The sequence below is a fragment of the Zooshikella harenae genome (assembly GCF_018837975.1).
GTDB lineage: Bacteria > Pseudomonadota > Gammaproteobacteria > Pseudomonadales > Zooshikellaceae > Zooshikella > Zooshikella harenae.
Genome location: NZ_JAGSOY010000116.1, coordinates 1 through 7,721, shown reverse-complemented (window position 1 = coordinate 7,721; position 7,721 = coordinate 1). Strand labels below are relative to the sequence as shown.

Sequence of the window (7,721 nt, the reverse complement as noted above, 5' to 3'; positions counted from 1 at the left end):
TGGTGCTCAAAATGAGACGAGAGGGCCAAAATATACGCCAATATCCCCCAAAATGATCAAAGGTCAGTTGCCGTGTTTTTCAAAAAATGGCACTTTTTTTCATTTTCTTGCGTTTTTTTTCACGCTGTGCAACCACCTGTTTTTACCTAAAGCCCAGTAATTGCAAAGGGTAGGGCGGTGATTGCGTTCACATTGGGATTTCACAAAATCTTCAGGACGCGCAAAGCGCAGGGAGGCGAGGAGGAGTGCTTTTTCGGCCAGCATTCTTTTATAGGTAAGTTGAATAAGGTGGGCAGGAGTAGTTTTTCACTACTGTACTTCCCCCTGAGGGGGATAAGAGGTGGGCTTGTGATTGTTAAAAATGATCCGCAGGGGAGTTTGTGGACGAAGCGGTAATAGCGGTGTAGAAGGGGTGTGAAGCAAGGCGGAACACCGCTTATGCAGGGCTTTTTCCGCGCCTCGAAGCGTCGTCCACTGATCAGACATACTTCAAATGCTGCCCTCACATTTTAACCGTAGGGTAGGGAATTTATTTTTTAACTCACTGACTCTCCAACACGTTTTTTCGCGTGAACCATGTCCCACTTTTATACATTGTGTAAAGTTGATAATAATAGATATTCATGCGCTATTTTGTGCTTTAAGTATATACATATCAATTTATGGGGCTTTTTATTGTTATAAATTGATTTAAATAGATTAATGTATATTTTTATATATTTGTGTATATAACTTGGTGCAAAACGACAAGTTAAATATATATTTATCAACATTTTTAATGAAAATGACACGGTTGCCATTCTGTCCCTAGGCACTAGGGACAGAATAGCGGACACGCACACTCATTGGGCTATACGACGATTGTATTGCGTTATCAGCACGTGACGTATACTATTTCAGGCTCATGCTGTGCACCTCAGACAGTCAACTGAGGTTGATCATCGTAGTACGTCAAGCCCAGGACGAAAACCAGGCGACCATACTGGCTTTGCCAGAGATTACGTCAAACCAAAGACGCAAAAAAAGGTTCCCATACTACGATAGATCGTCAGGTCCTACTCCAGACCTTAAACGGAGTAACTGTCGCAAGACCTGGAGCCAACCAGCCAATAGTGCCGTAAAACCTCCCTTGCAGGTGATAGCAAGGTCCCAAACCATTGGCCTTCCCAGTGAAGCCCGCAGTGCCCAACTGTGATAACAAGGTGGGTTAATAAGAAGCAAGCAACAAGCGATAGTTGTCGTTCACTAGATACAGACTGCGAAGTCCTAGTACGAGAATGAAGCGTTGAACCGATGTAAACACCTCGTGTTGACCCTTCAATCTGCTTTGCCATCAGCCACCGCTGACCAATGCAGAGGGTTTTTTACCCAACTTAACATCTATGGCCTTAACCTGTGATCACAGGACTTTTCTACGCAATGACGTAGGCAAGTGGCTTTAACACTTACCGTTTTTATTGTTGTTAAGATCAACCGAGCCTGTTTAAACCATGAGTCAATCCACGCTGAAATACCAGCTAAAGCAGCTGTGTGCCCGTAATCGGGATGGTTCCTTTGCCACCCAAGCCAATCGACAGCGAATATTAACGCGCTGTGCGGATGAGCTTAAAAGCTTGGGTTATTTACATTTGAACCTGCATAGCCTCAAAGGTAAGCATGTTCAGGCCTTGGTAAAACAGTGGCAAACAGAGGATAAACGTCCAGCAACCATTAAAAATAGAATGGCAGCTTTACGTTGGTGGGCTGAAAAAATCAATAAACCGCAGGTTATTGCCAAAGACAATGACTTTTATGGTATTGAACGACGTCAGTATGTCACCAATACCGATCACAGCCGAACACTCTGCCAGGAAAAACTGCAACGTATTCGTGACCCACATATTCAATTAAGCTTGCAACTACAGGCCGCTTTTGGCTTGCGCCGTGAAGAATGCTTAAAATTTCAGCCCAGCTATGCGGATCAAGGCGACCACCTCCAACTTAAAGCCTCTTGGTGTAAGGGCGGTAGGGAAAGAATAATCCCAATCAGGACAGAAGCTCAGCGCACACTCCTCAAGCAATGTCATGACTTAGCCGGTAAGGGCTCCATGATTCCTGCCCATAAAACCTATGTACAACAACTGCGGGCCTATACCTATTGGACCATGCAAGCCACGCTCGATAAAAATCACGGCTTACGCCATCGCTATGCACAAGACCGTTACCAGGCATTAACCGGTTGGCCTTGCCCAAAACAAGGCGGTCCCTTAGCAAAGCAACTCACCCCAGAGCAGAAAGCACAGGATAAAGCAGCACGACTCAAGATTTCTCATGAATTAGGTCATGAACGGGAAGAAGTCACGGCAGTGTATTTGGGGCGTTAACATCACGAGTTTTTTAATTTATTTAGAAAATAAATTAAACCATTGCCACCGTTGAGCATGCTACTTATGCTGCAGAATAGTGAAATAAAAAGGACTGAATAAAAAGAGAGTGTGGCCTAGCTCAGGATGACAGCATTGATAGCCACAATATTTCTCATTGAAAACTCACGGTATTTTGAATTTTATAAGCGTTTGTCGGTATAGATCTTCGCTATTTTACTGCTATTAGAAAATCGCTATTTTGGCACTACAAGTGCACTACTGATGCGCTATTAGTCCACTATTAGTGCGCTATTAGTAGCCATTACATGCCTGTTCTATAGTATTTCAGGATATCAAAAGTAAAATAGTGGTGAAATTGCGCAGAAATGGCAGCTTATTCGAAATGGTTGTTGCACACTTATTGTGGGGTAATGAACGCCGTTAGGCGGGCAGGATGGGTGAAGTAGGCCCACACGTAAACGTGATGCTCCTACTTCACTTAACCTTATTCGCATTGCATGCTCAACGGTTATCCTGTTCTGCGAGGCTAGCCGATTGCCATCGGATAATGACCGAGGGGATACTGAGTTGCTGTTCATTTTCTTTGTCATGACAAAGAAATAGAGTACGTAGATATGAGGGTTGGCTAGGCTAACGTCGGTTGAATGTTCGCACAAAGAAACAAAGCTGTGATATTTTGACTAGGGCTTGAATCCATTTAAATCGGCTTCTGACCCGTAACAACAGCTGTAAGGTTCCGTTCTCAGCGTTGATGAGTCTACAGCGTCTGTGGCAGGAGCGAGTCAGGAGAAGACTAAAATATGTATAAATACCGCTTTGCCCTTAAACCAAGTCAAAAAGCGAAAAAACTCGTTTCTCAGGTATTTTATTTTTTTCAAAAAGAAGAAGATAAACTAGAGGATGCAGAACTAATCGAAATTATTAAAGCAAGAGAAAACCAGCCATCAATACCTGTAGATATAGATGATCTGTAGACATTTTTTGTTTCCTTCAGTGAGCGTGTGTAATTCGAAGTATTGTTATTTTATGCACCCTCTCCACATGGACACATTTTATTTGCGTGGATCTTGCTGTGACAGATGTGGTCAATCATCAGGATAAGGAGCAGTCAGCATCATCTATGGTGTTTGGGATTGAGCTAACTCGCCCTGATGGCACAGCCTTAAAAATCCATCAGTTACCGACCAGTGTTGTTGATGCGTTAAATAAAGTTCATCACCTTCGGAAGGTGGGGGCCAAGGTACTCTATAGATTCAAGCTCCCAGTCTCCAACAATATTTACTGCTAGTTCTCGTGCTTTTTTGGCGCTGTCTGTTTGGACAAGCGCTTGATGACGTATCCCGATAACCTTCCAGTAGCCATTTTTTCCATTGTCAGGGTGGAGATCAAAGTCAGGTAACTCATTTGAAAATAGTCCTGGGCACTCAAGGACATGAGATAATCTATCCGTGCTTTTATGTTCAGTATGGTCGTCACTTTGACAACGAATAATCTTCATAGAAGTGCTTATGTTAATAAGACACGCTTCGCACAGTGAAATATCGACAGATGTCATATCCCATCCTGGTGGAGAATCATAGCCAAAGGTATGTTTAATGCGAACACAAGTATGCATTTCATATATTTTATGGCATTTGTCACAGGTGAACTTATCTGGCTCCTTTACTGATACTATTTTGTAGTGGATTGGCATTCGTGCGTTTTTCCCCTGAAAAAGAGCTAATTCGGTATGCATTGCTCGCACATAATAGTAATCAAACGATCATCCAGGCAAGAACGCATAAACTGATTCATAGGACCTTGATCACCAGACTGATAAAAGTCCAACATTAACTGGTTAAACTCCAGCTTTCGTTTAACTGGAAGGTTAATTGCGGGGTAACCAGCATTGAGTAATATACCGTTCATCATGAGCCGTCCCATCCGTTTATTCACACCATAGAAAAACCGATGACGCGCCATGGTTAGGAATACAAAAATTGCTTGGTCATAGATGTCGTCTATCCCTTTGGCACCCGCTACCATTTTATCAAACAGGCAAGGTAGTTCACTTGCTTGGGGAGGTATGTAATCAGTACCCACAATGGTGACTCCTCCAGAACGGAACTGCCTCCACTCTATGGCCTCTTCTTTTCCTGCAATGCCATGCAACTGGCAAGCATAGTCAGCATTCAATTTAAACGTCCCTTGCTGTATAGAGTCAAACAAGTGCCGCCACGCATTACCTTGGTTTACAGCAATTTGCTGATCACTGAGTTTATAACCACCAACGGTAATACCCTCTAACAGTGTTTGGACCTCTGGCAACGTGAAGTGAACACCTTCCAGTTCTACAGCATCATGTACAAACACTGCAATTTCACGTTTTGCCAGCATTAAAGCTTTATTTTTATTGGGCGTAATATGCCAGTGTTTATCTGTTGCCATACGATTATTTTCTTTTATTCAAAACCAACAAAATGTGAGTAAAAGCGGTGATAGTTGATAGTGCTTCCAGGCTATCTCGAAAATACTTATATTTTATGCGTTTTTGACTTGGACTGACTGGAAACTTTTTCATTTATTTTTTGTGTAGCTTTCTCAAGTCGCTTATTAATATTGCTGACTTCTGCAGGTGTTGCATGGCGCTCAGGTGTTTCAATAAGCGACTTTAATTTGGTGTAAATATTTTGAAGTTCTGACAGTTCCTTAAGCGTCATTTGGTGATCACGTTCATACTTCAGTAGCTGTGATGCTTGAGGCCCAATTCTCCATTGGTCATTTTCTAGCTGATTCGTGTAAACGGCTTTATGGTCCTTGTTATACAAGGTGCTCTTATCTACCAGTTTGAGTGCTTCAGCGTGTTCAACTACGTTAGCTAAGCCTTTATAGGCTTGATTATGCTTATCTTTCGTTGAAAACCGACCAAAACCATTTCGTTTTTTCTGTTCTTCATAACGGGTATAAATACGCTGCTCACTCACCTGCTTATTAACGGCCATGGCTCGAAATTCAACGGTATACCCCGCTTGTTTTAGCCCAGTCGCAAGCTGTTTAAAGGCTTCTAGATCCTTTGATGTCTGATCAATGATCAGGTTTCTGCGGTTTTCTACCGCTGACATAATGAGCTTTACTGCCCATTGGCTAGCATCTTGGTGTGTTAAGTTCGCTGCTTGAATATCATCTTTTTTTAGCAAGTCATAGTAGCTAGGGTGTTGTTTCCTGAGAATATCAGCATCAACAAGGATATGACCGCCTCGGGTTTTCAGTGCCTCTTTTGCCTTTGAGGTAATACCAGACTTTCCAGAGCCTGGTTGACCACCCGTGATAATGGCCAGCGGTTTCTCTTGCTCTTTACTGTTGATTAGGTATTTTTTTTCAATTCGGCGTTTAAAGATACTGTCGTGTAACTCTTTAGGAAGCACGTACTGCTTAGTTAACATGCTTTTCCCCTTAACTGGTCATATGTGCTTTTACAATAGGCGCATATTCACTCAAGATACGCTCTATCTTGTCATACTCATCAATCAATAGATCATGTAACTCATCGTGAAACGTATCTTGTTCGTTTTCCCACTGTAGTATGAGATCCTGGTTTAGTTCAGTCTTTTGCTCTTCTTCATAGATCCACTTTGAGCGCATAGCAATTAATACACCGATGGTTTCTTGCGCGGTTTCGTAACGCGCTAGCTTCTCTGTAGTACTTAAATTCATTGATAACGCTCACGTCAGTGGTCAGAATTGGGTTAATTGTAGAGAGTGTTTGTTCCACAAAATGTTCCTCGCGGAACATAACACAGTTGATGTGTGCCTTCTGTAACACATAGATCAATCAAGCAAGTAAAGTGCGACTTCAGCTTTTTTGGCTGCTTTTGTTAAGTTTTTATCCAACGTTGCAATGGGTAAACCTTCACGCACAGCGAGTTCCAAATAGGCTGCATCATAACTACTGAGGTTATAGGTTTTCGCTAAACGCATGATACGCCCAAAGGCATGGCTGGCGGTGGCAAGATCAACATGTATCGGTAAGCTTTCCAGTTGTGCCAAAAACGACTCTACTTCCGCAAGACTGATTTCTTCCCGTTTTTCCGCACCAAGTAACACACTAACCGCTTCCAGATGCCACAGGTTTGGAACCACGGCAGCCTTTTCCACCATCGTCTCAAGCACACTGATTGCGTACTCTTGGTCAGTGACTTTGGCTGTTTGTAGAAGCCAGCGCATGGCGACTGAGTTATCTAAGACAAAATCACTCACTACTTACGACCATCCATTTTCAGTTCATCTAAGACCTCATCCGACATCACATGCTGTTTCATTTTCTTGATATTGGCGATGGCGTTTTTCACCTTTTGTTTCTGATGATCAGCGGGCACCAAATCGGCAATGACTTTACCCCGATTGGTTATAGTGAAGGATTCACCAGACTCTACCCGGCGCAATAACTCTGGGAGCTTTGATTTTGCTTCATACGAACCAATTTCGTTATGCATACTATTATTCTCCTTAATATATAAACCAGTCTATTAAACTGGTCTATATGTGTCAAGTTAAGCCATTATGCAAGCTAGAAGCTTGACAGCGCCTTGCATCTGCTAGAACGGTTTGAAAATGAGGAGTAGCAAAAAATGAGAGGTTATGGCCTATTTTCATCAACTCAAGCGCTAGAGATTGCAGCCCAAGAAACCAAGCTCGGTAACTAACGTGATACAGGAGGGATTAGCGGTGCATTTAGGGTACACCTATAGTGCACCAGATAAAGTAGGGTTGTGAAGTACTTTAGATGCAAGCTTTTACAGACTATAATCTTCTATTCATAGTGCCATTTTTGATTTTTCAATTTTGCAACTAGCGTCTTTGCTTGTGACTTGGTATCAGTTGTCCAGCCTTTATTTTTAACTTCTTTTAGCAAAGCATAACAATCAGTTAATAGCTTATAAGCAGTTTCGTGATTTTTACCAGTTAGATGATTTTTTATATAATACTCTGACCATATTAAACGGGCTATAAAACCACCTCTAGGATCAGTAAATATATCAATATTTAATTTGCTATTATTTAGCCCATTTTCAATGTTTTTTGAAAGGTCATTATATAAATAAAGTGTTAGTTCTTCTAATTCTTTTCTCTTCATTTTTTATAAAACCGTTACAAATATCTTGATTCTAAGCTAACCAGCAGCTCATCGGTGGCTTAGGTTTTGGTATTTTTCAATATTCTTGTCAGTTTAACATCACAAGATTAGTTGAGTATTTACTAATATCCATGCAGTGCATTTAGGGTATACCTATAGTGTACTGTTTGCAGGGTAGTCCATTAATTATTGACCCCCCTATGTATAATGGACTTTTTTAGAGTACCAATGTAAAACGGACC

The 7,721-nt window shown here is 41.8% G+C and carries 10 protein-coding genes; 2 read left to right on the top strand and 8 right to left on the bottom strand.

Features of this window, described 5'->3' with window-relative positions:
• Positions 1–1,067: 1,067 nt before the first annotated feature.
• Positions 1,068–1,334 (bottom strand): hypothetical protein, encoded by a 267-nt coding sequence (locus tag KCG35_RS22845; RefSeq protein WP_215822172.1) that lies wholly within the window; start codon positions 1,332–1,334, stop codon positions 1,068–1,070.
• Between the two features lie 156 nt (positions 1,335–1,490).
• Between KCG35_RS22845 and KCG35_RS22840 the strand changes: the two genes are divergently transcribed.
• Complete coding sequence (locus KCG35_RS22840) at positions 1,491–2,363, top strand: phage integrase N-terminal domain-containing protein (RefSeq protein ID WP_215822171.1); 873 nt, start codon at positions 1,491–1,493, stop codon at positions 2,361–2,363.
• A gap of 803 nt (positions 2,364–3,166) precedes the next feature.
• Positions 3,167–3,340 carry a hypothetical protein gene (locus KCG35_RS22835; protein ID WP_215822170.1) on the top strand — a complete coding sequence of 58 codons (174 nt, stop codon included), beginning with the start codon at positions 3,167–3,169 and terminating at the stop codon, positions 3,338–3,340.
• A gap of 227 nt (positions 3,341–3,567) precedes the next feature.
• Here the strand turns inward: KCG35_RS22835 and KCG35_RS22830 are convergent, their stop codons facing one another.
• The 7 genes from KCG35_RS22830 to KCG35_RS22800 form a co-directional block, all read right to left on the bottom strand.
• Positions 3,568–4,101 carry a hypothetical protein gene (locus KCG35_RS22830; protein ID WP_215822169.1) on the bottom strand — a complete coding sequence of 178 codons (534 nt, stop codon included), beginning with the start codon at positions 4,099–4,101 and terminating at the stop codon, positions 3,568–3,570.
• A complete protein-coding gene (locus KCG35_RS22825) occupies positions 4,086–4,793 on the bottom strand; it encodes a Fic family protein (RefSeq protein WP_215822168.1) in 708 nt (235 codons plus the stop codon). The genes KCG35_RS22830 and KCG35_RS22825 overlap by 16 nt, the downstream gene beginning before the upstream one ends.
• Before the next feature lie 86 nt (positions 4,794–4,879).
• Positions 4,880–5,788 carry a zeta toxin family protein gene (locus KCG35_RS22820; protein ID WP_215822167.1) on the bottom strand — a complete coding sequence of 303 codons (909 nt, stop codon included), beginning with the start codon at positions 5,786–5,788 and terminating at the stop codon, positions 4,880–4,882.
• A 10-nt stretch (positions 5,789–5,798) separates the two neighbouring features.
• Positions 5,799–6,059, bottom strand: coding sequence for a hypothetical protein (locus KCG35_RS22815; protein ID WP_215822166.1), 261 nt, complete (start codon positions 6,057–6,059; stop codon positions 5,799–5,801).
• 114 nt (positions 6,060–6,173) lie between these two features.
• On the bottom strand, positions 6,174–6,602 hold the full coding sequence (locus tag KCG35_RS22810; RefSeq protein WP_212722746.1) for a type II toxin-antitoxin system VapC family toxin: 429 nt from the start codon (positions 6,600–6,602) through the stop codon (positions 6,174–6,176).
• Positions 6,602–6,838, bottom strand: a complete 237-nt coding sequence (locus KCG35_RS22805) for a type II toxin-antitoxin system Phd/YefM family antitoxin (RefSeq protein ID WP_027710417.1) — start codon at positions 6,836–6,838, stop codon at positions 6,602–6,604. Before KCG35_RS22805 ends, KCG35_RS22810 begins: the two co-directional genes overlap by 1 nt.
• Positions 6,839–7,155: 317 nt before the next feature.
• Positions 7,156–7,479, bottom strand: coding sequence for a hypothetical protein (locus KCG35_RS22800; protein ID WP_215822165.1), 324 nt, complete (start codon positions 7,477–7,479; stop codon positions 7,156–7,158).
• Positions 7,480–7,721 lie beyond the last annotated feature (242 nt).

Excerpts from the sequence above, each read along its gene's own strand:
- KCG35_RS22820 (WP_215822167.1), bottom strand. The coding sequence starts at position 5,788 with ATGTTAACTAAGCAGTACGTGCTTCCTAAAGAGTTACACGACAGTATC.
- KCG35_RS22845 (WP_215822172.1), bottom strand. The coding sequence starts at position 1,334 with ATGGCAAAGCAGATTGAAGGGTCAACACGAGGTGTTTACATCGGTTCA.
- KCG35_RS22800 (WP_215822165.1), bottom strand. The coding sequence starts at position 7,479 with ATGAAGAGAAAAGAATTAGAAGAACTAACACTTTATTTATATAATGAC.
- KCG35_RS22815 (WP_215822166.1), bottom strand. The coding sequence starts at position 6,059 with ATGAATTTAAGTACTACAGAGAAGCTAGCGCGTTACGAAACCGCGCAA.
- KCG35_RS22840 (WP_215822171.1), top strand. The coding sequence starts at position 1,491 with ATGAGTCAATCCACGCTGAAATACCAGCTAAAGCAGCTGTGTGCCCGT.
- KCG35_RS22835 (WP_215822170.1), top strand. The coding sequence starts at position 3,167 with ATGTATAAATACCGCTTTGCCCTTAAACCAAGTCAAAAAGCGAAAAAA.
- KCG35_RS22830 (WP_215822169.1), bottom strand. The coding sequence starts at position 4,101 with ATGCATACCGAATTAGCTCTTTTTCAGGGGAAAAACGCACGAATGCCA.
- KCG35_RS22805 (WP_027710417.1), bottom strand. The coding sequence starts at position 6,838 with ATGCATAACGAAATTGGTTCGTATGAAGCAAAATCAAAGCTCCCAGAG.
- KCG35_RS22825 (WP_215822168.1), bottom strand. The coding sequence starts at position 4,793 with ATGGCAACAGATAAACACTGGCATATTACGCCCAATAAAAATAAAGCT.